Genomic DNA, 23680 nt, shown 5'->3' on the forward strand with positions numbered 1-23680 from the left:
TAATGTCTTATGAAGTTATCGAGAATTTCTTTGATATTGAAGATAACAGACGACTTTACGAGGTAGGCCAGTCCTACCCTCGTGAAGGGTTTAAGCCGAGTGAGGAACGAGTGGTGGCCTTATCTTCTCGAAATAATAAAGGGAAACAGCCTTTTATTAAACTAGTAGAAGACAAAGAAGCTCCAAAAGATGATGAACCAGGTATAGACTTGGAAGATTTAAAAAAAGATGAGCTGCTTTCTTTCATCAAAGAAAACCTAAACGGAGAAGATGCTCCGACTAAAGGAAAATCAGAAAAGGTTGCTGATTATGAAGCAAGATTACGAGGTTTTATTGAAGAAGGGCTTGTCGCATTAGAAAGTGGTGAGTAGCAATGGCCATACAGGATAGGGTTTTTGTCCGAAAGCCTGATATTAAACCTGAATTGCTGGACGAGTTGGAAACGACTGCAACGGACCGCATTAAATTGCGCCTGGGCGTATCAACGTTTCCAGAAGAGCTAGAATCAATCGCGGTAGAAGTGATTTGCGCAATGCACAACAAGTTATATCACGAGGGTATCAAAACAGAGAATGTAGACACGTTCAGTGTTGCCTTTGTCGATGATATTTTAAAAGAATATGAGACGGATTTTGCTAGATATCTAGCCTTGAAGGAAAAAGCAGATAATCGTAATAGAGGGGTGTTGAGGTTCTTATGATCTTCACACCTCTTTTTTTATATGTGAATCAGCAAACAGGCGTAGACGATCTTAACAATCCAATTAACACGCTTGTGCTATTAGGAGAATCGACAGGCATGTTTTCTAGCTGGACCAACAAGGAGCTATCGGCTGACAATATCACTTTAGCAGCCAATAAGCGTAGCGTTACAGTGGAAAATAGAAAGATTATTACGAAGGCCTCGAAAACGGACCTCTTACTCGCTGACAAAATTAAGTTCGACGGCAAGTACCACGACATATCTGAAATCAAAGGCGATGACACTTCCCGTTGGCGGATTTTAATCGTGAATCGATACGGAAGTGAAAGCTTATGAGATTTGAGTGGATAGGTGCTGACGAGTTGGGGAGAAAGCTACTCGAAAAGAGTGCTGCTGATTTTGAAGCTGTCAGTAAAAAGAATGTGCGTGATATATTCACCAGGTCTCAAAGAGCTGGAGGTACACCAGTAGGGGATTATACTGGTGGCGGGCAATTGAGAAAGTCCGCTAGATATAATGGAGACGAAATGGGATATGGGGTACACTATGCCCCTCACGTTGAATATGGGCATCGAACAAGAAGTGGTGGATATGTACCAGGGCAGTATTATCTAAAGCAAAATGTAGACACACAACGCCCCATTTATAAGCAAGATCTAAGAGATAAGTTAAAGGAGTAACCCAATGTATCTATTGATACTAATGTTTGCCCATTTATTAGCAGATTACCCGTTGCAAGGTGAATTTTTAGCTAATATGAAAGGGAAAAATCTAATTGTTTTAATTAGTCATGCAGGGATATGGACAGGATGCATTGCAATTGCTGGGTATCTAATTGGTTTTGATATTAGTTACTTAGATATCGCATTATTATTTGTAGTTCATGCTGTCGCGGATTATTTAAAAGCAACAAATAAACTTTGGTACAAAAATTTGGACAGCTTAAAAGGTGGTCTTTTAATAGACCAATTAATTCATCTTGGACAATTGTTTTTATTTATCGGAATGAATGTTTAAAGGAGTAATGCAGGATGATTAAAAAACTATCATTTACAACGGTACTTGCTGCCGTTATTAAAAAGGTGCAGGACAATACGGGCTTACGTTGTTATGATAGCGTACCATCCAACGCTCCTATGCCTTTTTATTATGCCGAGATTGTGGGACAAGTACCTGACCCTAGCAAGACTATGTGGAAGGAAAGGTATCAAATTTTTATCCACGTATTTGCAGACGGACAGAACGGATCTGTTCCTATCTTTGACGCCATCCAGAAACTAGAAGAAGCTTTGTCAGAAGAAATCGAGTTGCCTGAAGAGTATGAGGTGATTATGCAGACTCCTACAGGGGTGCAACAGATTATGGACGAAGCAGACGGCACGAAACACGCCATCATGGGCTATGATTTTACTATTTTTTACGGATACAAAATGAAAATCTAGGAGGAATTTAGATGACTCAAGCATTATATACAGAATTAACTGGCAAGATTAACAAGGCTATCGCTGGTAAAGATATCTTGCTATCCATTTGGGATACAACAGGCACTACCCTACTGGCCATTGCTGGCCAGCAAGGTCTTACGATCAATCGTGATAAAGATACCATTGAGGTTACTTCAAAGGACACTCAAGGTGGCTGGAAAGAGAACGTAGTCGGCTTTAAAGAGTGGTCAATCGATAACGACGGCGTTTATGTACGTGACCATGACTCTCATCAATTATTAAAAACTATTTTTGACGGTGATGATCCTGTCTTAATTAAAGTCACTAACCAAAAAGCGAAGACAGAAATGTTTGCAGGTTTGGCGCTATTAACAAGCTACCCGATTGAAGCTCCATATGATGATGCTGTCACTTATTCTATCTCGCTCCAGGGCACTGGGGCATTAGTGGATCTTGAAGATGCAGCAATCGTACCGGAAGTTTAATTAGGGGAGGAATTGAAAAATGTTTGAAGTTGAAGGAACCGTATACACGCTGAAATATAATACGAAAAAAGTTAAAACCATTGAATTAGTAGCAAAGACAAGCATTGTAGGAGAAGTAACCAAGAATAACGGTATCATGCCTTATGCCACCTTAGAAACATTGTTTTCAATGGCTCTAGTAGAAGAATCCACCAATGAAGTGGTGAAGCAAAAAGTAGCTGCTGAGATGTTTGAAAAAGTAGTAGAAGAAAACGGGTTAATTACCGTCAATATGGCGATTGTGGAGAAACTACAAGATGATATGGGTTTTATGTTCCGTTAGAGCTGATCGAAAGTGATCTGCCTAACGATTACGTGCCTACCCCTCAGGATATTAGAATGGCAGAATTGGCTAGAGACTTTTCGTATGAAAGGGATCTAGCTTTTTTTGTTGTTCAAATCGGCCTGTCTCGTGCTGAATTTGACATGTTAACCGAAAAAGAAAAAATGTTTATCCGGAAAGAACATGAAAACAAGTTTATGAAAGATACCACTTGGACCCGTAACGCTGTATTAAACGCAGAAGCGAACATAAACCGCAAAAAAGGGAAAAAGTTTATTGAGCTGTTTCCGAAAAAGAACCTGGCGGACAAGGAATACAACGAAAATGCAGTTAAGAACATTTTAGAGATGGAAGCAACCAAAGGCAAAGGCTGGGTTGATTTGGTCTATAAGGCAAATGGAATGAAAAAGCCTATCCCTAAGGGAAAGGGGTAAATAGATGGCGGATTATACATTAAGCGCCAAGATAACAGGAGATGCCAGTGGATTTACAAGGGCATTTCGTAGCGCAGCTGATACTGTAAATCAGTTATCTGAAAAGACAAAAGCAGCCGGTGAAAAGATTAGTGAGTTTGGTAAAAAGACTGCTACTGCTGGTGCTATTGTTACTGCAGCTACTTTACCAATTCTTGCTTTGGGTAAATCAGCAATACAAACTGGTATGGATTTTGAATCAAGTATGTCTAATGTTGCGGCCATATCAGGTGCAACAGGGGCAGATTTGAAAGAATTAGAGAAAAAAGCTCGAGAGATGGGTGCGTCAACAAGTAAAAGTGCAAGTGAAGCGGCAGACGCCTTATCATATATGGCACTTGCAGGCTGGGACAATACTCAGATGATGGCGGGACTTGAACCAATCCTCAGATTATCCGAAGCAGGAAGTATTGATTTGGCTAGAGCATCTGACTTGGTAACTGATTCGATGTCAGCTTTAGGTGTAGAGGTTAAAGACCTGCCTAACTATTTAGATAAAGTTGCTAAGACATCTCAAAAGGCAAACACGGACATTGACACACTTATGACTGCTTTTTTAGCAGTTGGGGGAACGCTAAAAAACCTTAGAACTCCTATCGCTGAATCAAGTGCCTTACTCGGTATAATGGCAAACCGTGGTTTAAAAGGTGCTGAGGCAGGGAACGCGTTAAACTCAATCCTTGTAAACTTAACTAGTGGTGCGGGTCAAGCAGGGAAAGCGATGGAAACTCTAGGAGTCTCTGCTTTTGATAGCCAGGGTAATTTTAAAGGCGTAGAAGCCACTTTGCTTGAAGTCAAACAAGCAATGGCAGGACTCAACGAAGAACAAAGAACCCAAATGATTAGCATGATTGCAGGTAAGGAACAAATGAAAGGTTTTAACTTTTTGTTAGACGGTTTAGGTATGGAGTATGGAGATTTAAAGGCCGAGATTGAAGCCTCTGATGGCGCTTTAAGTAACATGGCTAAAACGATGCAAGATAACTTAAAAGGGGATTTATCCTCTCTTTCATCAGCGCTATCCGAATTAGGTCTTGTGCTGTATGACAAGATCGGCCCTTACCTAAGGCAAGCTACACAATATTTAACCGAATTAGCTACAAAAATCGGCGCATTATCTCCTAAGACGCAAACGATGATTGCTATAATGGCTGGTCTAGCTGTTTCGATTGGACCCGTACTAATGATATTAGGATTCATGATAATGGGCATAGGCGCTCTTGTATCGGCTCTAGGATTTTTGATTAGCCCTATTGGATTAGTGATAGGCGCTATTGTCGCTTTAGGTGCTTCGTTTGCTTATCAAATGGCCAAGAATGAAGCCTTTAGGAATAACGTAATATCCGTCTTTAATTCCATAAAGGATAAAGTAATGAGTGTTGTTCAGTTTCTCACTCCTATATTTCAAAATATATGGGCAACCTTACAGCCCATACTAGTTAACATTGGAAACGCCTTAAGTAATGCTTTTCAAAACTCAGGCCCAGCAATCATGGAAGCTCTCGGTACAATTGGCACAAAAATAGCAGCCGTGTTTAAAACGGTTTGGGGAATTATTCAAACGATTATCCCTATTTTCACAACTTTCTTTTCAAGTCTAATCGGTGGGTTTCAATCTGCTAGCGGAGTCGGTAGTGGGTTTATCGTTCAGCTAATTTCTATTCTTACCGGCCTAAATCCAATCGTTAAAATAGTCATTATGTTGTTTCAAAATTTTGGTCCGCAAATAACAGCAGCCTTTTCCGAAGTAGCCGCAATGCTTATTCCGGTAGTAGCAACCATAGGTACAGCTATTGGGCAGTTAGCAAGCGCGGTCATCCCTATTTTAATGCAAGCAATATCCACGCTAATCCCTATCTTTATGCAAGTAGGTATGACGATCATGGGAATTGTTAGCACCGTGTTACCCGTTTTAATTTCTCTATTTAATCAGCTGGTACCCATCATCATGGACGTAGTGATGATTTTTGCGGGGATTATTGCCCAGGTCGTACCTTTAGTCGGGGTATTAATCAGTGCTCTCTTACCGGTCATACAGAGTGTTATAGCTGCGTTTATGAATATTGTACAAACAGTAGCTCCAGCACTTATCGCCATCATAGGTGTGATTATGGCGGTTATTAAGGTGCTTGTCCCGATTATTATGAGCATTGTTACTGTGGTCGTACAGATCGTCGCAGGCATTATATCCGTAATCAGTCCTCTTGTGGCATTTGTAGCCGGAATCATAAACGCAATTATGGCGGTTATCGCCCCAATTATTGTTTTTGTGGCAGGTGTTATCGCGGCTATTATCGATGTAATCCGTCCGATTGTCATCACGGTTACAGGGATATTTAATACAGTTTTTACTGTGATCAGTGGCGTGTTTCGAAACGTATCCACTTTTATCGGTACTGCCATTAATCAAATAGGATCAGTTATCAGTGGACTAACATCCAAGGTGTCCGATGTATTTAACAAAATTAGAAGCACTATATCCGGAATCATGGATAGCGTATCTAATAAAATCACTGGAGTTTTTAATGCCATTCAAGGCGCCTGGAGCGGGCTAACCTCGTTTGTAAGTGGGATTTTTAGTGGTATTTCAGGAAATGTCGCTAAGCTTGTTGGACAAGTAAAAGGCTTTGTTAATGGAGTAATCGGAGGCATTAACAGCGCGATTAGCCTAATTAATAAAATACCTGGCGTCAGCATTGGAAAAATCCCTTATCTTGCTCGCGGTACAGATGATTTTGCTGGTGGTTTTGCTCGAATGAATGAAGGGGGCAGAGGCGAGCTCGTTAATTTGCCAAACGGAGCCCAGGTGATACCTCACGATGTATCTATGAGGTATGCGAGGGAGGCAGCTAAAACTAATAGCAGCAATGTGGATAGACAGGACCGTACAAAAGAATCGGGATCATCAGGAGTTACTGGGCCGATTGAACTGGTAGTCAATCTCGACAGTATTGAAGTGGCCAGGGCTACTTATCCACACATCGATGATATGCAGAATAGCAAATTCACCTCTAAGTTGATTTTTGGAGGGATGAAAACATGAATTTAGTCATTGAAAGAAAAAATGGGGAACAAATCGATTTTGAAGAATCAGGGATTAAAACTCTTGATTTTGTGATTGATGCCCCGGAACCTATACACGAAACAGAGGTAATCGAAGGAGCTGACGGCTTAATCGATCTAGGGACAACCTACGGACCTAGAAAGATGCGCGGCTCTTTTTATTATGAAGCTGAGAGCATATCCGAATACGCTTTAAAACGGAATGAAGCTTTTAGGTTGTTTTTAACGAGAGAATCCGTGTATTTGATTGATAGCAGAGAACCTGAAAAACGCTGGCTCGTAAAATCGAGCGGTTTTTCACCGAAACAGGTCAACAAATACGGATTTTTTGAAGTGGAATTTGGCTCTTTTTTGCCTTGGGCAGAATCAATCGAAACTACCTTGGAAATGTCAGTTGCTCAAATTAGCGGCAATAAGATACAAAAATACAAACATGCGACCAGTACATTTGAAATTTTTAATGCGGGCAGTCAAGCAGTAAATCCTAGAAGGATGCTTCTTTTAATCACGTATAAAGGTACATCCACTAACTTAGCAATTAAAAACCTAACAACAAGCGATGAGTGGAATTTTACTGGCACGACTACTACAAACGACACGATCATACTCGATGGCATCCGGGCCACGAAAAACGGATTATCTATCTTTAGAGATAGCAACCGTAAACTGATAAACATTGCACCAGGGTGGAATGAATTTCAACTAGTAGGTGCAGCTGGAACGTTTGAAATATCATTTGAGTTTAGATTTTATACCTTATAAAAAGGAGTTGACGAAAAAGATGCCGCATAATACAAAAGCGCAAAAAAGAGACGCTAATTATTCGAAAGTTGAACAATTTTTTAATCCTACTACCGATCAGTACGAGGTTCAGGAGGGCTCGAACGGAGCTGCTCATGTCAAACTAACTGGGAGTAACATTCCACAAGGGCAGGAAATACCAGTTAAGATTGCTGGAGCCGACAGCAGCGGCGGTGCGGTTAATACGAGTATCAAAGAAGCACAGGCAATTATTCCAGTAGACATCCAAGCAAGATTAAGCCAAACCATTCAAACGCATAGTGGGGCGATTATCGCACCAAGTAATGCAAATAGTGGGGCATGGATTGATGTAGACGGGTTTGATAAAGTTGGGGTTACAATGATTTCTGATTTAGCAAATAATAACCAAGTTGTACAAATTCATTGGTCAAATGACAATACAAACCAGCACGGAACGGAAGTTTTTCCTAGTATTGCATTAAAAGAAAAACCTTATATTACAGATATAAAAGCACGTTATTGTCGTTTACAATTGCAAAATGGGGACACAGCACCACACACAATGAGTGCATGGTTATATTTAAAATCCTAAAAGGAGGAATGACAAATGCCATTTAACGGGCCGATTGACGGAGATTGGACAAACGTTGACTTTAAAAAACCAGGGTGGGTTAGCGGTGTAATGGAATTAACCCACGAAGAAGTTTTATATGTACAAGAGCAAACACAAGTCATTATTGATGCGTTTATAGTTGAAAACGGATATGAGCCACCATCTAATGAATACGTATTACCCGAATACAATAAACAAGATTGGGAAAAGTGCATCAACGGTGACACCTATGCGGTCATCAAGTCCTATGATTCCTTAGTTCATACGCTAGGTATTGATGCAAACGGAATTGTGCAACCTGAATCAACAGAAGAATTGGACACGGAGAGCGTGGAATAACGCTCCCTGTACGTGAAAGGCGGTGAACGTATGAGTTTAAACCTTTGGAAGTTGGCGGGATTATCTACTAGTTTCAATCCTTTGCCGACAGGTTTGACAGCTAACAATAGAGTATCTTTAAATGTACTTCAACCTTATGTAGTAACACTCAAAGCTAAATCAATGTCGGGCGGTAGGTTGGAATTAATAAATAATCTAGTAAATAAAGGTAGATTTACGTTAGATGGTAACTTCAAAACATATACCTTTGAGATTACACCTACACCAAATTCAACGGGTTTTCATTACTTGTATGACGTGGATTCTAAAGGCGACATAATAATCGAGGACATTCAACTAGTTCAAAAGCCTTTGCCGAAATTAACGATTAATGGGATAGACGGGTTTTTGAGTGGGAAGTGGAATATAAGTCCTGACGCAACAGTGATTGATGATGAGACCCTTGAATTGAACGCTACAGGGACTTATCGAGCGAGTTTATTGGATATTGATGTGAAACCTTTAAGTACTTATACTGTAAGTTTTGACGGTGATGGGCAGTTAGTTATACAAGACCGAAGTGACAATTCCTATTACACGCCAGGAATGTCAAAGGGGAGGTTATTGTTTACTACAAAAGGCGGCACTAACCGTATAAGAATTTGGTTTCAGAACACGAATGTACTAGGCAAATTCACCTTCAAACGCCCAATGTTAAATCTAGGAACCACCCCCTCCCCATACGAGAAAAAACGTGGGGAACGTATGGTGTTGCCTGTTGCGAAGAAGAATTTGTTTAACTTTAAAAATTATGTAAATGCTGGGTTTACACATATCTCTAATGGGTACAAGGCAACAGGATATTCAAATGGCGTTTCTTCAATCAATCCGTTTTTAAAACCTAATACAACTTATACATTAACTTGTAATGTTGAAAGTACATCAGGTAGTGCTTCTGGTGCGTATGGTAGGATTACCTTGCAAAATGGCGTTTCATTTTTCCACTTAAATGCAGGTGCTTCTGTAGGCTTTAAACAAAACACCTTTACGACACCTTCTGATATTGCTTTGTATAATACGCTTATAATTTACGGTTCAGCTACAGCTAATGAAATAGTTGAAATAACTGACATTATGCTAGTAGAAGGCACAACCGCCACACCATACGAGCCGTATGCGGTACAAGTGAACAAGAAACCGTTGAAGTACGTGCCGAAGAAGAATTTGTTACCTACTTTTAACTGGGTAAAGGCAGATATTTATTGTAGGTATGATGTTTTGATAGTCAACAAATACACATACGCTTTACAAGCGGGAAGTGGGTATGCAATTGGAGTAGATGAATTTACTTCAAGTGGTTCACTTGTCAAATGGAACCCTTACGCTAGTTCATTGGTTATAACACCGCAACCAACTACAAGCGTCTTTAGAGTTTGGTTAAGACGTATAGATAATACAAACATGCAACTTTCAGAAATTGAAAGTGCAAGACCACAGTTAGAACATAGTTCACAATCCACACCATACGAACCGTACCAACTCGTCCTACCACGTGCCAAAACAGGGTTAGCGTTTAACGGCACATCGGATTACTTGCAATTACCGAGCATGACCATGGATAGCATTGAGATTGATTGTTTGATTGATTCGAAAGTTTCAAGTAAATCACAATATATTTTTGATGCTAGGGGTGGTTTAGCGGATGGGTATTTGTATTTTAGGACTATCGGGACAATTGATAAAGGTACAAGTTTTTCATATTTAGTTGATGGAATCACAAATGGAAATATACCAGAAAAACAGCGTACAAAAATTAAAGCTATTTTCACAAACCCTTTCACCGATGATGTTTCTATTTTTAGTAGATTTGAGATAGCTTCGGGGTCAAGAGAAACCTTGAAAGGCACACTCTACAAAGTAACGTGTTATTTAAACGGTGCAGTTGTCGCAACATACGACTTTGAAAACCCTAGCAATATTGTAGGCGATAAAGTCATACCAAACGCGAAAAACCTTATTCCTAGCTTTGAGGATAGCCGTTGGAATTTACACCCTAATTTCAAAGTGTTGGGGAAAGATGTTGGGCGGTTGGACGGAATTGGAGATTTTTTAGATAGTACAATTGTTTTAAATGTTTCGCCAAACACTAGCTATCTTGCAAGCAGTTTAAATGGTGGTGAATTTTCTGTTAGACAAGGCATAGGAGTAATAGGTACATCGTTATTTTATATTGATAACGGATTATCTTTGAAACAAACTAACGGGATATTTACAGTGCCTTCAAACGTTAATCAAGTAACAATAAGACTTTCAAACAGGGCGGCAAGAGGTTCATTCGACTTCATCAAACCGCAATTGTACGAATTAACAGGCAAGGAAGGTACGATTGTGGGCAGACCACAGCCATTGAGGCGAGCTGCTAAACGGTTGTTGTATGCGAAGAGGTAAAACCTATTTACAAGAAATCATCTTATCACACCCAAGTTTTGGTATACTTTTTAGAAAAGGACTGTGAGGTGTAATTATGATGGATTTCATAAAAGAGATTAAAACTTTTTTAAGCTATGTAGATGTTGATATCTTTTTAACCAAAATTGATGAATTTAAAAAAATTGATTTACAAAGCATAACAGATGCCGAATTGTTTGCTGCTATTAGTAATGTAATGATATTTAAAACTGAAAACGGCTCAGAATTTAGATTTCCTGTTTTAATGGGCTCCTATCCAAGCGGTACTAAATTTTATCGAGTTCGAAAACTCGAATCTGATGATACAATTATCCCTTTAAAAGGAATGAGAGTTGAACAGGATGCATGGAACCCTCCTGCTAATATAATTAAGGCAATGGGAAGGTTAAATAAGGTAAATGAGTCCTTATTATATACTGCACCTGGGGACCCTCTTGTAGCAATTAAGGAAGCAAAAGTAAAAGATGGTGAATTTTTTTCTTTAATAGTATATAAGGCAAGAGATGAGATTAAGGTTAATAGAATAGGTAATTTTGAAAGAATTGAGCAGCTAACAGAATTAGAAAATTTAAAATTGAGGTTATTAATTAACTTTTTAAGAGATGAATTTACCAAAGATGTTGGACAAGGTACTGAATATCTATATAGAGTTTCTGAAAGAATTGCAAAAGATTATTTTGATTTACCTCCGAAAGTTGCTCAAGATGCATGGCTTTATCCATCTGTTGCAAAGAAAGAATCTTTTAATGTTTGTTTTCGTCCTGAACTTGCAAAGGAATTATTGGATCTGCAAGGGGTAGTCATTTGTAGGTTAAGCGATAAGGGAATTGAATCCAAAGCTATAGCAAATGGGTTCGATGATGAAGGCATTTTCAAATACCATGCAATAGGAAGCCAGCTACAAAAACAAGTTTTTCCTGAAATTACTTAACTAACGAATGTCTTATGTGAGATAAGACCTTATCGGTGAGACCAACAAAAAGGTCATAAAAAATCCCGGCTGATTAACAGTCGGGATTTTAATTCACTATTTTCCAATTCCATAAAAGCCTGCAAAAATCTCGTCTTTAGCATTTTCTAAGTAAGCATTGTATGGTATTTCATTTTCTAAGCTATTTATACAGCGAATCATTTCGGTACTATTTGTTGCTTTCCACGCGCCTGCATCAAAAGTAATTTTTTTAAATTTGGTTAAATCTAATTTTATTTCGTGCCCTTGGTCAGTGTGAATCCAGCAGTTTTCAGAGCTGATTTCATAGAAGTCCAACTTAACATCATTTAAGGCTACTTGATCAACTACCAAAATATTATGCTTTAAATTGTTATTTTTCAGGTATTCCAACAGGGTTACTAAGGGCATTTATCTGTTCCTCCTTGTTTATGACTAATTAACTATATGTACCGAAATTCATAAACATGAAGGAAAAAATAGTTTGTGTAAAAAACAAGCACATAAAAGATATCACGTACAGTAGAGTCCTTTCAGGGCTCTTTTTATTTATAGAAGGGCGGTGAGAAATTGCTCATTATTACAGATATAAGCGGCAATACAGAAGCATTAACCGGCTATAAAGGGTTAAAGCGATTTAGAAACGTCAGCGGAGAGAAAACGCTGGCTTTTTTATTGCAGCCAACAGAACAAAATGCTCACTCCTTTAACCTAGTGCAAGAAGAATCAATTGTGGAATTTAAAGGTGAAGAGTACCGAATCAAACAAGTATCGGAAAAAAACAAAGGTAAAACATTTTATAAAGAGGTCGTGGCCATCCACACATTTTTTGATTTAATCGATGACCATATTTATACGTTGCACACGGGGTCTATGACCTTTCAAGCATTTCTTCAATTTGTTTTTGCTGGAACACCTTATACTTGGGATATTATAGACACTTTTTATGCTAAAGACTGGGAGAAATTTGGAGATGATAATCGAATAGCTTTATACCAAGCAGGGATAAAGCGCTACGGTGCGGAGTTCACTCGAAGTGGTACACACCTAACCTTTAAGCAAAAAATAGGCAATGCAACAGACTTCCAATTTCGGTATAGCTACAATATTAAAACCCTAACCAGAGATGTGAACACCAATAACCTATCCACCTATATCAAGGGGTATGGCAAACAAAATGAGGATGGTACGTATGTGATCCAATCAGAGTACACCTCACCTAATGCGGATTTATTTGGCATTAGACACGCTAAGCCAGTAAGAGACGAGCGCTACACGACACTAGATGGTTTAAACGAGCGCTTAGTGGCAGAGTTAATAGATAAACCAGAGCTATCCATCACCATTGATTTTGTGGACTTGAGACGTGCTGGTTATCCTTATGATGTGCCTAACGAGGGTGACGATGTATTTTTAATCTATGAGCCGATGGGATTAGACCTTGAAACTCGAATCATGGACATAACTGAGGAGTTTACAGAGTTTAATGATTATCCGATTAAAACGGATGTCACTCTAGCAAACTATCGTAACAACATGACGGATAAATTAGTTGAGTTTAGCCGTACACAAAAAGACATAAACGGTATTCTAGAGGGCACTAGAAAACTACCTTACAGTGTGTTAGATGATGCGGTTAAAAGGGCAACCGAGGCGATGCAGAGCGCCCAAACAGAGCTTGAGTTTAACAACGGTATTATTGCCCGTTCGAAAGATAATCCTAATCATCTTGTTCTGTTTAACTCAGCAGGTGTGGCTGTTAGTGTGGACGGTGGGTTTACGTTTCGTACAGCCATGACGGCTGATGGTTTTGTCGCTGATTTAATCACAGTTGGGACTATGCTTTTTGATAGGTTGCGAGGCGGTTCTCTAAGTCTTGGTGGGTTACTAAATGAGCACGGGGAATTAGTGATTTTAAAAGAAAATGGAGAAGATGCATTAGCAAACTTTAACTTTAATGGTGGATATATAGAGAAGTTGGCAGTTGATAATTTTATAAACGATCAAGTAGCATATCAACAAAAAGTTGCACTTAATTTTTATGTAGATCCTATAAATGGTAATGATTCAAATGATGGAAGGTCTTGGACAACTCCTAAAAAAACAATACAACCAATATTAGATTCATTACCAAAAATTATCAACGCCCAAGTAAGTATTTATGTTCATTATAGTAACGGTCGAAATGTTAATGAAAAAATTAAAATTACAGGTTTTTCCGGATCAGGAGGTCTTTTATTAGATTTTCAGACTACAGATAATAAAATTAATGGGAATTTACTTATTAAAAACTGCTCATTACCTATTGATGTACAAAACTTATCAATAAATTGTAATGAAAATGAACATAATGCAGTACTGAAAATAGACAGATGTATTGACGTATATGTGGCAAACACTGTTCTATATGGAAATGATATTGTATATGCAGCAATATTAATTGAATGTGGTAGTGGAGCACGTTTAAGTGGAGTACGTGGTTGGAAATCAAGTGACGTTATAAGGGCGGCATACAATAGCAAGGTTTTTCTTACAGGTTGTGACGGTTTAGGAACTGCTGGTTTAGTAGCCGTTGATGGAGCCATTATAACAGGTCATGGAAATGCACCTGCTGGGACAACCTTCAATAGTTATACTGCAAGGGGAGGAAAAATATTAGATACCTTCACTCATCCAAGTGCACCAACACCACCAACACCACCGCCACCGCCAGATACAACAGTTGAGTTTACGAATGAAGGTTATCATTGTTACAATGTGTCGTATGGTTATTGGAACGCAGATGCAAGGGAACCTCGTCAAGCAAGTTGGGGTTATGGTAGACAATCTGGATTTTGGTTTTTTGGAAATCAATTAGACGTATTAGTAGGTAAGAATATCAAGGGAATGAGTGTGTATGTTGAAAGAAAAAGTGGGGGTGTAAATAATCCAGCTCCTGTGCAAGTTAGGTGGCATGGCCATAAAACACAGCCCTCTTCACCAAGTCCCGCAACTCAGTCATCACAATATTCTGAAATTAGTTTAAGTGTAGGAGGCAACGGTTGGGTAAATGTTCCTTCTTCATTTTATAATAACTTTTCGTCTGGTGCAGCAAAAGGTATAGGGGTCTATATTTCAAATGACTTAAAAGAGGATTATGCGGTAATGACAGGAACGTGTAAGGTGAAAGTGACGTACGCTTAGGGGGAGATACTATGAAAATAGTATTATATAAAGATGCACAGGTTATAAGTATAGTAGATGAAGTCTATAATCCTATTGTGAATGGGAATAACATTACATGGGATGACGGGTCACTAACGGGGATAAAAACAGAGTTTCTTTTACTGGATGACTTAATAATTGTCTCAGGTGAGGTAACACCCGAAATTATTGCTCAAGATAAGAAACTATTATTTGGTAAAAAAGATGAGGTAGCCGGACTAAAAGCTCAACTGCAGGAAGCAAAAGAAGCAAATGAAATGAATGCAATGGCTATCATGGAACTCGCTGAAATGCTCTTAGGGGGAGGTGAGTAATATGTTAGCGATGCTATATGCTACTTACATTATTAAAGGTCAAAAACAGTATTCGGATGTACCTGATCTGTTAAAACCCCAGGTCAAACAAATATTGGAAAACGAAGGATTAGGGCACCTAGCAGCTTAGGTGCTCTTTATTTTGGAGGTGCTGTCTTGGAATTACAATGGGGAGTTTTAATATCGTTTGCATCGGTGGTCATTGCTTATCTTGCTTTCAGTCTTAACAAACAAAACACTACAAAATCAGAAACTCGTCAGGATGCAAAAATCCAGGCACAGCTCGATTATATCGGCAAAGGTGTGGATGATATCCGCATAGATTTAAAAGCTAATGAGCGGCAAATGGTGGCGTTAGGCGAACGTGTAACAAGGGTAGAAGAGTCAACCAAACAAGCGCATAAAAGGCTTGATACAGTTGAAAAGGATGGGTGCTCATAATGATTAACTGGAAAGTACGTTTTAAAAATTGGCCATGGGTGGCAGGTTTTGTCTCACAAATCATGATTATCGTGCAGCTAGTATTAGTTGCTCTAACTGGATTAGGCATTACAGACTATCAGTTAACAGAAGAGGTAAAAGGATGGGTGTTAGCACTAGCTAACGCTATTTTTATGCTATTAGCGATGTTGGGGTTAGTCCAGGATCCTACTACCTCAGGATATGGAGATAGCGAGAGAGCCAAAGGGTATGAAGAACCTAGATAAAGGAGAGGGTAAATAATGGCTGATTGGATTCAAGATGGCGGGCATGGTGGTACAGATCCAGGAGCGGTAGCAAAAGGTAACACAGAGAAAGTATATACATTAGAGGCGGCACTTTATGTTAATAAACGACTAGCAGAACACGGCATTGGTAGTGATGTTACTCGGACCGCTGATACTACATTGGCACAAGGCGCACGTACAAGTACTTGCAAAAAGTACCTGAAAGGTATTTCTCACCATTTCAACGCTGGTGGCGGTTCGGGTGTAGAAACTATCCACTCAATCTATGCAGATGGAAAATTTGAATATAGTATTATTAATGAGTTTATAGCTGCTGGATACCCGGTCCGACCGAAACCAGTGTACTTCAAAAAATACGGTACTGGTGACTATTACTATATGCACAGAGAGACAGGTGCTTGTCGAGTAACCATCATTGAGTATGACTTTGTGGATGGACCTCAATCAGAAAAGATTAAAGATAAGAAGTATCGCGAGGGTATGTATGAGTGCGTGGTCAGAGCGATCTGTAAAGAAGAAGGGGTACCGTATAAACCGATTGTGCAACCTAAGCCAGTGACAGCTCCGACAAGTGGATTATACAAAGTCCAGGTAGGTGCATTTTCACAAAAAGAAAATGCAGATCGTCTTGCAGCTGAGTTAAAAGCAAAAGGATACTCTACCTACATTGTACATGAGTAAGAAAAAAAGCCCTTACTCGATTTGAGTAGGGGCTAAATGTTATTAATTCAATTGAAGGGTACCAGCGTAATCATAAGATATTATTTCTCTGTCTTCTGTGTTTTTCCATCCTTCTTCTTCATGTGAGAAGTCACTTATTGCTCCTGATCCATAATTTTTAAAGTGTTCTTTAACTGATTGCATTATTTTAATTTCATCTCTTTCAAATAAGGTATCATCGAAATCCTGCTTGGATTTTATATTAATAAAGGTGTACTCGTTATAAAAATCATACTCTATTTCTATTAAGTCATTTTTAGCTATTGAAGATAATAATAAATCATGATCTTTAGGTACCGGTCCATAGGGTAAGCGTACATAGGGAGTTCCACTCATAGAAAGTAAATTTCGTTTATAATTTAAAAAGTCAGTATAAAATAACAACTTCATTAGTTTGGTTTTTGGGACACCATTTTGAGTGAAATATAAAATCATGTTTATTAATTTATTAAGGCTAAACTGACTATATCCTGAATCTATTGTTTTCTCATGTAATTTATAATTAATTTGAAGAGCTTCAACTAGTCCTTTTTCGACTTTTGCTTGGTCGTTATTATTAAGTTTCTCAGTAATCTTTGCTTGTTCCTTATCGTTAAATTTATGTTTATTAAGTGTAAAATACTCATCTAGAGATTCCGGGTTTTCTTTAAGCTTTTTAAGAACATGCATATGTGAAGAATCTGGAATGTATTTTCCGGTTTCGTACCGTACGATTGTTGATTTACTCCACCCCAAAATGCGCGAAAATAAATCCATTGATAACCCATATTGGTTACGGATAGATTTAATTTCTTCCAGAGACAAACCGATACGCATTTCATAAAGGTTAGTAAGTGATTTCATTGTCTCTGAATCCAAAATTTCATCATATAAATCTTCATCGCATTTCTTACATTGTAGAACACGTTCAGTTATTTCAAAGGTTTCGCCCTTAAAAGTATAGGTGGCATGACGTTCAATAATCGCAGCTTCAACATCTTGATGACAATTATCACAAAATTTAGCTACTATCATAGTGTCCTCCATTGTTTATTTCCCCCATCACTTTAATTTTTTATTTGATAAAGAATTGCTACCAGTCTTCGTGGAAAGATAAACATACACAACCACGGTGATCGATTTTCATTTTAATATAAGTCAAAAAACCATTAACTTCCTTTTTGAAAATCCATATGGTTTTGCCGTCATTAGGTCGATCATTATCAATGCATGGACCATCGATATAATCACTTGGGGTTAACTTTAGTACTTCATCCCATACCTGATTAGGTTGAGTTAAACCAATATGCAAAAGAGCTTCTTTCCATTTAACCTTACTACCAGAAGGATGGCTGTATGTTCTAGGTATGAAATCTTTCTTTCCGATAGAGATGAGTTGTTTAGCTTCACGTAGAAAGGCTATTGCATTAATATTAGACAAAAGTATTCCCCATTAAGTGCAAAAAATCATCTCCGTAAAAGTAGTATACCCAAAAACAGTACCAATTGATACCGAAATGTAATGGAATCGACAAAAGTTATCGTAATGTGACACGTTTCGACGATTTATATTATAGAGGAATAACAATGAAGGACTTTAATGATTATAACGGATATAGAAGATCTTTGGCGATTAATTTCCAAATTAAATTGTTTTTTTCTTTGAAAGGAAAAAAAGCCCTTATCATTCGAGAGGGGCTTAAACCATTTCTTTAATTACCTCAGTGACATCCTCGCCGTCAATTTTTAGTATCTCTAATTCGGCGCCGTAAGGCATTTCTCTTTTTATCTCTTTCCACCAGGATAGGGCTACCTGTTCTTTGCTTTTTCCTCTTAGCGGAAAGGAACCTCTCCTCATTATCTTACTTTCACTTGAAATGTAGTGAACCTCAATTAAGATACTCATAAATTCTCCTTGATTACATTTATGTTACAGTTTAAGCGAAACAGGCATTATTGCAATACCCCTGCATAAGCTTTAGCGTAGTGCTAGCGCGCTACAAGCGTCCCTAGCCCCATTGCATGCTTACATAAAAATGAACATTCCTAAGCCCTCCAGTACTGTCTGGCGGGCTATTTTTTATTCTTCGTACCAAATATCCTCAATTCTCTTTCCTAAAGTTTTCGCAATTCTAAAAGCCAACGGCAAAGCAGGTATACTCTTCTCATTAATAATGGAGCTTATTGTTGTCATACTTGCATTTACTTTTTCACTTAACCATCTTTGAGTCCTTCCTTCTTCCTTCATAATCTCCTTTAATCTACATTTCATTTTCAATTCTCCTTAAAATATTTTTTAAGTAGACTTGCATTATTTTGTAAAAAGCCCAATATACTTTAGCAACTGGTTAGTTAAGTAGTTCTAAACTGGTTGCAAAAAATCCTGCTAGTTGTAAACCAGTTAGTAAAGGAGGCCATAAGTCGTGGGCATAGAACGCGTTGTATTGTGTTTAAATACTGAAGACCCGGAACAGCGAAATCTTTATGAATTCGTTACAAAATTACCCAGCGGGAAGAAAAGAAATGCCAGCGGTTTTTTAAAAACGTTAGTGGATCGTGAGTATCAAAAGCAGAAAGCAGAGTATTTAGCGGAAAAAGCAAAAAAGACGCCTGAGGCGCCTCGTGTGGAAGTGATTAAAGCTAATAATGGTGGAATTCGTTATATAAAAAAGGATTAACCTACAAGCACATTAACTAAAATGCCTACAGCTGCACCTACTCCAGCACCGATAAGAAAGAACATTCTGTTCACCTCTTTATAAGGAATTAATTTTATTTTGCCCTGGTCATTTGAAATTATTCAAAAGGAGCGAAAAAATTTATGAGAACTCAAACATTAAATTTTAAGCAATTTGTAAGCAATGAGAAATTTCCAAAGGGTGATTTACTAAAAATGCTGGAAGATAAAAAATTGTTGAAATTGGTTAGTATTGGTGGAGGGCTAATGGCAGTAATGGTACCGAAATCAGCCTGGGCAGCGGCTGAGGTAACAGCTGACCAAACCTTCGATAAAATGTGGAAAGCAGTTATGAATTGTGTGGACTGGGTTGTGGTAGGCGTGTTTATTTTTGCAGGTGTTGCCTGGATGTTTGGGCATCGACCTAAAGCGCTTGAGCTAATAATAGGCGGGGCAGCTGGTTATATACTTGCGCGTCATGCAATTGATATTCGTGATTTTCTAAAAGGAATTTAAGGAGGTAGTTGTAGTGAGCAGGTCTATCGTATTCCTAGAACAACTTTTGAGGATAGCTACCGTACAAAAAACCGAGGAAGTGGAGTTCCTTGTCCAACTACTGTTTGAATTAAAAAGGGAGGGAGACATCGATGGGAACTAAAACGGTGATCATGCTGTGTTTTGTCGCCTATCGTTTATACGTCAAAAATAAACCGATCAAGTCGGTAAACTTTAATCAATTCCTTCAAAAAGGAGGGAAAGTTCATGAAATTCCAGTTATCTAGTGAATATGGCGAACTTTCGATGGTGCGTAACAATATTCCACATAAAGGGATTGATTTAGCAATGCCAGAAGGCACGGAGCTTCGGAGTATCATGGATGGAGTGGTCGAGAAAGTGGTGGATTTCGGCCCAAAGAATTTAGGTAAAGGGGTATTCGTTCGAAATGAGGACGGTACACTTTCCATCTATGGCCATATGTCAGATATAAAAGTTGTCGAGGGTGAGAAGCTCCAGGCAGGTGAGTTTATTGGCTTTTCAGGGAATACAGGAAACTCTACTGGAGCTCATCTTCATTATGGGATGAAAGATGCTGGTGGAGATTGGATAGACCCGACACCTTTAGCAGATCAAGTCTCAAACATGTCAGGCGAAAAAGTAAGTTTTGGTCAATTCTTAATGGATAAATACAATGCTTTTGCCGATAAGGTTATCGGGGCTGAGATGGATATGGTAGCAAAACCGGCAGCCAATACACTCCAGGAGTGGTTAACCTGGTTAGGTCATACCCTTACGGACCTAATGCCTGAGATCGGCACAGGAATCACAATAGCAGCTGGAATAGCCATTATGTTTTCAGGTAATTTTCCAAAGTATATAACCCGGTGGGGATTTGCGATGATAGGAGTGGTCTCATGGATTATCTTAGGAAAATAAAATCGATCAAACTATCTGAGTATTTTGCTTATCAAAACAATGCCATGGTCACTTATCGAATCATCCCTCATATGTCCGTGACCAATAATCAAAATTCGAAAATGTGGAGAGTCCTTCATAAGATGTACGAAATTTACGATAAGATGCCATCCAGAATAAGTCGAGAGGGGTTCAAATTTACTTATCGGGAGAAGGATCAGATTTGGTTTGACGTCATTTTTAAACAAGATAAAGGAGAAAAACGGGTTGAATTTTATGTAAGTACGTCTGAAATATGGGCGAAGAAGTTCAGAGAGATCCTCGAGAACTACATGAAAGTGACAGTTGAAGTGGTAGAAACCAAAGCTCTAGAAATCCCTGATAGTGATAAAACAGTCCTTCAGGAAATACGCCTATTACGACATGACATTTTTTCTCTCAGAGTCAATTCCACCGAACAAACTACACCGATTGCTTCAATCCTCACCGCATTAGATGACATATCCATGGACGGCGACTTTGCCAGACTATCAGTTTGTACTGAAACAACGGACCGTAAGAGATGGGCTCAGAATGGTCACTGGGCACAGGAAAAGTTAAGTAAGGGGCGAATTCCTGTGAGAGCAAGAATTACCCCTAGTAAGGCACAGAAAGCGTTAAAGAATGGAATCTCGGTTATCGCTAATGAAGTATATGACGTTTTAAATGACACCATGAACGCAATCGGCAATACGTTTTTTAAGAGTGATAAAGGCTTTGAAAAGAAGAAAATCGTTGATAAGAAAAGTGCATTGATTGATGAGTTAAATAGCAGTAGACCTAGTGCAAAATCATCTGAAAAACTCAATCACCCGGTTTGGAAAACCCGGATCAGAGTAGCTGCTGTCACGGAAAATAAGCTTCGTGCTGATTTAATTGCAAATACCATCAGTAGCTCTTTCTCGGAAATCGCTGGAGACAACGAGTTAGTTCCTTTTAAGATACGCTTTAAAAGGCGTAAACGTGAAGTCATTGAGGAATTAAATACGCTGCACTTATCCAAGACAACCAAAGCCGACGGAGATGTTTCTCTGTTATCGTGTGATGAGATATCAAAGGTAGCTATTCAAATGCCTACCTCAACTATTCAGCAGCGGTATGAAAACGAGCTGGCCGTAAACAAAAAGGTTGAAACGGACATTTCCTCTATATTTATACACAAAGAATCAAAAGAGTATGTGGATATCGATGGAATCAAGATTAGTGTAGGTAGCAATAACATTAAAATTAATGATCAGCAGCCTAAGAAAAAACAAGTAAAAAGCAACAGCATACTTTTCGGGCATTCGGAATTAAAAGGGAAAGAGAATCCAATGGGCATCCCTTTAGGCAACCCTGAGGAAACGTATAAGGGTTATGTAGCCATGGGTGGGATGGGGAGCGGGAAAGATACCTTTATCCAGAACTTTGTTACGGAGGCGTCTCTCAATCACGATATCAGTTTTATTGTCATTGACCAGGTGAATAAAGATGGATTGCAAGGCATGGCAAACGGTATCCGTGATACCCTTCCACCAGAAAGACTCATTGATATCGATTTATCAGACGAAAACTATTTGCCTCCTCTAGATCTAACAGAGGTAATGGAAAAGATAGGCCGAAAAGGTGCGGACCGTTTCGCCAATGAACTCATCGACTTTTTCGGAGATGTGGAGTCAATGGGGCAGAGCCGTAAAATCTTAAGAGCCTTTGCCCAGGCGTCCAACGGCAGCCTTTATAACATCAAACTCTTACTAGAGGACGAAGGTTTCCGGGAAGAGACGGCTAAAAGATTACGTCTTGAAGGTAAGCCGAGAATAGCAGAGGAAATCGAGAAGTACTTAAGCGTGTATGAATTGCATGAAAAGAAAAACAGTAAAGGGGAAATCACCTCATCCGAGATGAAATGTACAAAGGATGGGCAAAAGGCGCTGGACGGGAAAGCAAGTGCGATTCTGAACCGACTAGATGAGTTTATGGGCGACTCTACACTATTCGAGATATTTGCCCAGCCTCCTAAGAAAGAAATGAATTTGGAACAATGGATGAAAGAGGGGAAGGTTATTATCTTCCGAGTACCTGACCGTATCCTGTCAACGGTAGCCGTTCGTACATTAGTCCACTGGATCACGCTAAAAGTCTTAATGACTCGTATGCTTATGACCGTAGAAGACCAGGGCAATGGAGCGTTTATCGTCTTCAACGAGCCTCAGACCTACCTGTCTGAAAATGCGGGATTAGCTAAGTTATTATCAAGAATCGCTGTCCAGGGTAGGAAGGAGAGACTAGGATCCATATTTGCCTGTCATCACATGGGGCAGTTAAAAGAGATATCCGAGGACTTGATCGGGGGCGGAGTAAATTGGTTGCTGTTTAAAAATGATAACGAAAAAACCTTCTCGAAATTAGAATCTCAGCTACACCCTATTACGATAGATGAAGCTTTAAACATTCCAAACACAAAGACGACCAGGCACGCCATCTGCATCTTAAATTTTGGCGGAGAACGCAAGCCAGCCTTTATGGTCAGGACGCTTAAGCCGTCTTATGAGAGATATAAACCTTATGACAATTCATTCCTTACTAAGCGGCATTCGAGGATGTTTGGAAGGCACTTTGAAGAGATTGAGGCTTTGCTTGAAAGAGCAATAGTTGGTTCATAGTCGCACAGACTATGAACCTTTTCTGGTAAGAAGGGAGAGATGCACAATGCGTCCAGTTGTCATTGAAATGAGAAAAGGTAAGCCGGTTGTGATCAGTTGCCCTAAGAAGGTTCAGTTGATTATTAGAGAACCTAAAAAGAAATCTTTCAAGAAGGAGCTCAAGACCCTGGTATACCATATTAAAACGATTTTGGGTGTCCAATAGGACACTTTTTTTCTTTGTTTAGTCCAGAATAATCTGCCCACACAAATGCCCCCATCTTGCCCACATGGAGTTATAAAACAATACAAAGATATGAAAATATAAAATAAAAAAGACCCTATACCCTAGTAATTTAGAAACGTTATATAATATAGAAGGAA

33 protein-coding genes are annotated in these 23680 nt (G+C 38.9%); 28 read left to right on the forward strand and 5 right to left on the reverse strand.

Translation table 11 applies throughout. The features are described 5' to 3' along the window. The first annotated feature begins 2 nt into the window (after positions 1-2). From BTR25_RS27645 to BTR25_RS13530, 15 genes are all read left to right on the forward strand, one after another. Positions 3-371: a hypothetical protein gene (locus BTR25_RS27645; RefSeq protein ID WP_075688560.1), complete on the forward strand. Its 369-nt coding sequence runs from the start codon at positions 3-5 to the stop codon at positions 369-371. 2 nt (positions 372-373) lie between these two features. Beyond that, positions 374-700 carry a phage head-tail connector protein gene (locus tag BTR25_RS13465; protein ID WP_075688561.1) on the forward strand — a complete coding sequence of 109 codons (327 nt, stop codon included), beginning with the start codon at positions 374-376 and terminating at the stop codon, positions 698-700. Continuing rightward, the gene (locus tag BTR25_RS13470; RefSeq protein WP_075688562.1) at positions 697-1038 is read left to right on the forward strand and encodes a hypothetical protein; all 342 of its coding nucleotides are present in this window, start codon (positions 697-699) and stop codon (positions 1036-1038) included. The genes BTR25_RS13465 and BTR25_RS13470 overlap by 4 nt, the downstream gene beginning before the upstream one ends. Continuing rightward, the gene (locus BTR25_RS13475; protein ID WP_075688563.1) at positions 1035-1382 is read left to right on the forward strand and encodes a hypothetical protein; all 348 of its coding nucleotides are present in this window, start codon (positions 1035-1037) and stop codon (positions 1380-1382) included. Before BTR25_RS13470 ends, BTR25_RS13475 begins: the two co-directional genes overlap by 4 nt. A gap of 4 nt (positions 1383-1386) precedes the next feature. After that, entirely contained in the window at positions 1387-1719 is a 333-nt protein-coding gene (locus tag BTR25_RS13480; RefSeq protein WP_075688564.1) for a DUF3307 domain-containing protein, read from the forward strand. 14 nt (positions 1720-1733) lie between these two features. Further along, positions 1734-2144, forward strand: coding sequence for a DUF5072 family protein (locus BTR25_RS13485; protein ID WP_075688565.1), 411 nt, complete (start codon positions 1734-1736; stop codon positions 2142-2144). 11 nt (positions 2145-2155) lie between these two features. Next, on the forward strand, positions 2156-2632 hold the full coding sequence (locus tag BTR25_RS13490; protein WP_075688566.1) for a phage major tail protein, TP901-1 family: 477 nt from the start codon (positions 2156-2158) through the stop codon (positions 2630-2632). Between the two features lie 19 nt (positions 2633-2651). Further along, positions 2652-2954: a segregation and condensation protein B gene (locus BTR25_RS13495; RefSeq protein ID WP_075688567.1), complete on the forward strand. Its 303-nt coding sequence runs from the start codon at positions 2652-2654 to the stop codon at positions 2952-2954. Positions 2955-3010: 56 nt separating this feature from the next. Beyond that, a complete protein-coding gene (locus BTR25_RS13500; RefSeq protein ID WP_075688568.1) occupies positions 3011-3388 on the forward strand; it encodes a phenylalanine racemase in 378 nt (125 codons plus the stop codon). A gap of 4 nt (positions 3389-3392) precedes the next feature. Then, positions 3393-6470 carry a phage tail tape measure protein gene (locus tag BTR25_RS13505; protein WP_075688569.1) on the forward strand — a complete coding sequence of 1026 codons (3078 nt, stop codon included), beginning with the start codon at positions 3393-3395 and terminating at the stop codon, positions 6468-6470. Next, positions 6467-7252, forward strand: a complete 786-nt coding sequence (locus BTR25_RS13510; RefSeq protein WP_075688570.1) for a phage tail domain-containing protein — start codon at positions 6467-6469, stop codon at positions 7250-7252. Before BTR25_RS13505 ends, BTR25_RS13510 begins: the two co-directional genes overlap by 4 nt. Positions 7253-7271: 19 nt before the next feature. Continuing rightward, entirely contained in the window at positions 7272-7844 is a 573-nt protein-coding gene (locus BTR25_RS13515) for a hypothetical protein (RefSeq protein WP_075688571.1), read from the forward strand. Positions 7845-7859: 15 nt separating this feature from the next. Next, positions 7860-8204 carry a hypothetical protein gene (locus BTR25_RS13520; RefSeq protein WP_075688572.1) on the forward strand — a complete coding sequence of 115 codons (345 nt, stop codon included), beginning with the start codon at positions 7860-7862 and terminating at the stop codon, positions 8202-8204. Positions 8205-8234: 30 nt separating this feature from the next. Next, a complete protein-coding gene (locus BTR25_RS13525; RefSeq protein ID WP_075688573.1) occupies positions 8235-10631 on the forward strand; it encodes a hypothetical protein in 2397 nt (798 codons plus the stop codon). A 76-nt stretch (positions 10632-10707) separates the two neighbouring features. Continuing rightward, entirely contained in the window at positions 10708-11583 is an 876-nt protein-coding gene (locus BTR25_RS13530; RefSeq protein ID WP_254842709.1) for a hypothetical protein, read from the forward strand. 96 nt (positions 11584-11679) lie between these two features. Here the strand turns inward: BTR25_RS13530 and BTR25_RS13535 are convergent, their stop codons facing one another. After that, complete coding sequence (locus tag BTR25_RS13535) at positions 11680-12012, reverse strand: hypothetical protein (protein WP_075688574.1); 333 nt, start codon at positions 12010-12012, stop codon at positions 11680-11682. Positions 12013-12171: 159 nt separating this feature from the next. Between BTR25_RS13535 and BTR25_RS13540 the strand changes: the two genes are divergently transcribed. The 6 genes from BTR25_RS13540 to BTR25_RS13560 are packed head-to-tail and all read left to right on the forward strand — an operon-like array spanning position 12172 to position 16528. Beyond that, positions 12172-14784 (forward strand): phage tail protein, encoded by a 2613-nt coding sequence (locus BTR25_RS13540; RefSeq protein ID WP_075688575.1) that lies wholly within the window; start codon positions 12172-12174, stop codon positions 14782-14784. A gap of 11 nt (positions 14785-14795) precedes the next feature. Continuing rightward, complete coding sequence (locus tag BTR25_RS13545) at positions 14796-15119, forward strand: hypothetical protein (RefSeq protein ID WP_075688576.1); 324 nt, start codon at positions 14796-14798, stop codon at positions 15117-15119. A 1-nt stretch (position 15120) separates the two neighbouring features. Beyond that, complete coding sequence (locus tag BTR25_RS28460) at positions 15121-15249, forward strand: CD1375 family protein (protein WP_303046835.1); 129 nt, start codon at positions 15121-15123, stop codon at positions 15247-15249. Positions 15250-15275: 26 nt separating this feature from the next. After that, positions 15276-15560 carry a hypothetical protein gene (locus BTR25_RS13550; protein ID WP_075688577.1) on the forward strand — a complete coding sequence of 95 codons (285 nt, stop codon included), beginning with the start codon at positions 15276-15278 and terminating at the stop codon, positions 15558-15560. After that, the gene (locus BTR25_RS13555; protein ID WP_075688578.1) at positions 15560-15826 is read left to right on the forward strand and encodes a phage holin; all 267 of its coding nucleotides are present in this window, start codon (positions 15560-15562) and stop codon (positions 15824-15826) included. Before BTR25_RS13550 ends, BTR25_RS13555 begins: the two co-directional genes overlap by 1 nt. Before the next feature lie 15 nt (positions 15827-15841). Then, positions 15842-16528, forward strand: a complete 687-nt coding sequence (locus BTR25_RS13560) for an N-acetylmuramoyl-L-alanine amidase (protein WP_075688579.1) — start codon at positions 15842-15844, stop codon at positions 16526-16528. A gap of 42 nt (positions 16529-16570) precedes the next feature. Here BTR25_RS13560 and BTR25_RS13565 read toward each other — a convergent pair whose 3' ends face one another. The 4 genes from BTR25_RS13565 to BTR25_RS13580 form a co-directional block, all read right to left on the reverse strand. Continuing rightward, positions 16571-17581 carry a type II TA system antitoxin MqsA family protein gene (locus BTR25_RS13565; RefSeq protein ID WP_075688618.1) on the reverse strand — a complete coding sequence of 337 codons (1011 nt, stop codon included), beginning with the start codon at positions 17579-17581 and terminating at the stop codon, positions 16571-16573. Positions 17582-17639: 58 nt separating this feature from the next. Then, the gene (locus BTR25_RS13570; RefSeq protein ID WP_075688580.1) at positions 17640-17987 is read right to left on the reverse strand and encodes a hypothetical protein; all 348 of its coding nucleotides are present in this window, start codon (positions 17985-17987) and stop codon (positions 17640-17642) included. A gap of 258 nt (positions 17988-18245) precedes the next feature. Next, positions 18246-18452, reverse strand: coding sequence for a hypothetical protein (locus BTR25_RS13575; protein WP_075688581.1), 207 nt, complete (start codon positions 18450-18452; stop codon positions 18246-18248). A gap of 174 nt (positions 18453-18626) precedes the next feature. Beyond that, positions 18627-18818, reverse strand: a complete 192-nt coding sequence (locus tag BTR25_RS13580) for a helix-turn-helix transcriptional regulator (protein WP_075688582.1) — start codon at positions 18816-18818, stop codon at positions 18627-18629. A 151-nt stretch (positions 18819-18969) separates the two neighbouring features. On the opposite strand from BTR25_RS13580, the gene BTR25_RS13585 reads away from it, so the two are divergent. From BTR25_RS13585 to BTR25_RS27650, 7 genes are all read left to right on the forward strand, one after another. Beyond that, positions 18970-19224 carry a hypothetical protein gene (locus tag BTR25_RS13585; RefSeq protein WP_075688583.1) on the forward strand — a complete coding sequence of 85 codons (255 nt, stop codon included), beginning with the start codon at positions 18970-18972 and terminating at the stop codon, positions 19222-19224. A gap of 143 nt (positions 19225-19367) precedes the next feature. Next, on the forward strand, positions 19368-19739 hold the full coding sequence (locus tag BTR25_RS13590; RefSeq protein WP_075688584.1) for a hypothetical protein: 372 nt from the start codon (positions 19368-19370) through the stop codon (positions 19737-19739). 13 nt (positions 19740-19752) lie between these two features. Then, entirely contained in the window at positions 19753-19881 is a 129-nt protein-coding gene (locus BTR25_RS28465) for a hypothetical protein (RefSeq protein ID WP_303046836.1), read from the forward strand. Then, on the forward strand, positions 19871-20005 hold the full coding sequence (locus tag BTR25_RS28470; RefSeq protein WP_303046837.1) for a hypothetical protein: 135 nt from the start codon (positions 19871-19873) through the stop codon (positions 20003-20005). Before BTR25_RS28465 ends, BTR25_RS28470 begins: the two co-directional genes overlap by 11 nt. Beyond that, a complete protein-coding gene (locus BTR25_RS13595; protein WP_075688585.1) occupies positions 19986-20657 on the forward strand; it encodes a M23 family metallopeptidase in 672 nt (223 codons plus the stop codon). Before BTR25_RS28470 ends, BTR25_RS13595 begins: the two co-directional genes overlap by 20 nt. Beyond that, entirely contained in the window at positions 20636-23317 is a 2682-nt protein-coding gene (locus tag BTR25_RS13600; protein WP_083652374.1) for an ATP-binding protein, read from the forward strand. Before BTR25_RS13595 ends, BTR25_RS13600 begins: the two co-directional genes overlap by 22 nt. A 46-nt stretch (positions 23318-23363) precedes the next feature. Beyond that, entirely contained in the window at positions 23364-23522 is a 159-nt protein-coding gene (locus BTR25_RS27650; RefSeq protein ID WP_175596784.1) for a hypothetical protein, read from the forward strand. Positions 23523-23680: the final 158 nt, after the last annotated feature.

Source organism: Bacillus sp. MRMR6 (assembly GCF_001940785.1).
Classification (GTDB): domain Bacteria; phylum Bacillota; class Bacilli; order Bacillales; family Cytobacillaceae; genus Neobacillus.

What these genes read in the sequence shown, in the direction of transcription:
- BTR25_RS13555 (WP_075688578.1), top strand. Translation starts at nt 15,560, where the DNA reads ATGATTAACTGGAAAGTACGTTTTAAAAATTGGCCATGGGTGGCAGGT.
- BTR25_RS13575 (WP_075688581.1), bottom strand. Translation starts at nt 18,452, where the DNA reads ATGAGTATCTTAATTGAGGTTCACTACATTTCAAGTGAAAGTAAGATA.
- BTR25_RS13565 (WP_075688618.1), bottom strand. Translation starts at nt 17,581, where the DNA reads ATGATAGTAGCTAAATTTTGTGATAATTGTCATCAAGATGTTGAAGCT.
- BTR25_RS13525 (WP_075688573.1), top strand. Translation starts at nt 8,235, where the DNA reads ATGAGTTTAAACCTTTGGAAGTTGGCGGGATTATCTACTAGTTTCAAT.
- BTR25_RS28470 (WP_303046837.1), top strand. Translation starts at nt 19,871, where the DNA reads ATGGGAACTAAAACGGTGATCATGCTGTGTTTTGTCGCCTATCGTTTA.
- BTR25_RS13500 (WP_075688568.1), top strand. Translation starts at nt 3,011, where the DNA reads ATGGCAGAATTGGCTAGAGACTTTTCGTATGAAAGGGATCTAGCTTTT.
- BTR25_RS13465 (WP_075688561.1), top strand. Translation starts at nt 374, where the DNA reads ATGGCCATACAGGATAGGGTTTTTGTCCGAAAGCCTGATATTAAACCT.
- BTR25_RS13480 (WP_075688564.1), top strand. Translation starts at nt 1,387, where the DNA reads ATGTATCTATTGATACTAATGTTTGCCCATTTATTAGCAGATTACCCG.
- BTR25_RS28460 (WP_303046835.1), top strand. Translation starts at nt 15,121, where the DNA reads ATGTTAGCGATGCTATATGCTACTTACATTATTAAAGGTCAAAAACAG.
- BTR25_RS13580 (WP_075688582.1), bottom strand. Translation starts at nt 18,818, where the DNA reads ATGAAATGTAGATTAAAGGAGATTATGAAGGAAGAAGGAAGGACTCAA.
- BTR25_RS13520 (WP_075688572.1), top strand. Translation starts at nt 7,860, where the DNA reads ATGCCATTTAACGGGCCGATTGACGGAGATTGGACAAACGTTGACTTT.
- BTR25_RS27645 (WP_075688560.1), top strand. Translation starts at nt 3, where the DNA reads ATGTCTTATGAAGTTATCGAGAATTTCTTTGATATTGAAGATAACAGA.
- BTR25_RS13545 (WP_075688576.1), top strand. Translation starts at nt 14,796, where the DNA reads ATGAAAATAGTATTATATAAAGATGCACAGGTTATAAGTATAGTAGAT.
- BTR25_RS13475 (WP_075688563.1), top strand. Translation starts at nt 1,035, where the DNA reads ATGAGATTTGAGTGGATAGGTGCTGACGAGTTGGGGAGAAAGCTACTC.
- BTR25_RS27650 (WP_175596784.1), top strand. Translation starts at nt 23,364, where the DNA reads ATGCGTCCAGTTGTCATTGAAATGAGAAAAGGTAAGCCGGTTGTGATC.
- BTR25_RS13485 (WP_075688565.1), top strand. Translation starts at nt 1,734, where the DNA reads ATGATTAAAAAACTATCATTTACAACGGTACTTGCTGCCGTTATTAAA.
- BTR25_RS13505 (WP_075688569.1), top strand. Translation starts at nt 3,393, where the DNA reads ATGGCGGATTATACATTAAGCGCCAAGATAACAGGAGATGCCAGTGGA.
- BTR25_RS13490 (WP_075688566.1), top strand. Translation starts at nt 2,156, where the DNA reads ATGACTCAAGCATTATATACAGAATTAACTGGCAAGATTAACAAGGCT.
- BTR25_RS13590 (WP_075688584.1), top strand. Translation starts at nt 19,368, where the DNA reads ATGAGAACTCAAACATTAAATTTTAAGCAATTTGTAAGCAATGAGAAA.
- BTR25_RS13535 (WP_075688574.1), bottom strand. Translation starts at nt 12,012, where the DNA reads ATGCCCTTAGTAACCCTGTTGGAATACCTGAAAAATAACAATTTAAAG.
- BTR25_RS13560 (WP_075688579.1), top strand. Translation starts at nt 15,842, where the DNA reads ATGGCTGATTGGATTCAAGATGGCGGGCATGGTGGTACAGATCCAGGA.
- BTR25_RS13530 (WP_254842709.1), top strand. Translation starts at nt 10,708, where the DNA reads ATGATGGATTTCATAAAAGAGATTAAAACTTTTTTAAGCTATGTAGAT.
- BTR25_RS13510 (WP_075688570.1), top strand. Translation starts at nt 6,467, where the DNA reads ATGAATTTAGTCATTGAAAGAAAAAATGGGGAACAAATCGATTTTGAA.
- BTR25_RS13600 (WP_083652374.1), top strand. Translation starts at nt 20,636, where the DNA reads ATGGATTATCTTAGGAAAATAAAATCGATCAAACTATCTGAGTATTTT.
- BTR25_RS13515 (WP_075688571.1), top strand. Translation starts at nt 7,272, where the DNA reads ATGCCGCATAATACAAAAGCGCAAAAAAGAGACGCTAATTATTCGAAA.
- BTR25_RS13595 (WP_075688585.1), top strand. Translation starts at nt 19,986, where the DNA reads ATGAAATTCCAGTTATCTAGTGAATATGGCGAACTTTCGATGGTGCGT.
- BTR25_RS13470 (WP_075688562.1), top strand. Translation starts at nt 697, where the DNA reads ATGATCTTCACACCTCTTTTTTTATATGTGAATCAGCAAACAGGCGTA.
- BTR25_RS13495 (WP_075688567.1), top strand. Translation starts at nt 2,652, where the DNA reads ATGTTTGAAGTTGAAGGAACCGTATACACGCTGAAATATAATACGAAA.